This is a genomic window from Streptococcus sp. HMSC076C08, assembly GCF_001810825.1.
In the GTDB taxonomy this organism is placed as follows: Bacteria; Bacillota; Bacilli; order Lactobacillales; family Streptococcaceae; genus Streptococcus.
In genome coordinates, this window is the sequence record NZ_KV802736.1 from 240,083 (window position 1) to 240,380 (window position 298).

At 42.6% G+C, this 298-nt stretch carries 1 pseudogene; it reads right to left on the reverse strand.

The window, feature by feature from the left end:
• Positions 1-298, reverse strand: a pseudogene (locus HMPREF2766_RS09465) (cell wall anchor protein); the annotation flags it as partial.

The window sequence follows — 298 nt, forward strand, 5'->3', positions numbered from 1 at the left end:
ATCAGTGATAGTAGCATCCTTGTTGATGTCGTTGATGGTTGATTTTTCGATACCTTCAAGAGTTGAAAGCAATTCTGTTCGAACTTTTGCTGCTTCTTCCGCTGCTTCCTTATCTGCTGCAGCCAGTTTAGCTTGGTCTTGACTTGAAAGTTGAGATTGAGTTTTTGCTTCAGCCGGTGTCACCTGATCACTGTCTTCTGCTAAGAAATCATCTAGCAAGTCGGACGCTTCGATATCTCCATCTTCGATAGCTTTCAGGATAGCATCTTTGCCAATCACTTCTTTAGCTGCCTTAATC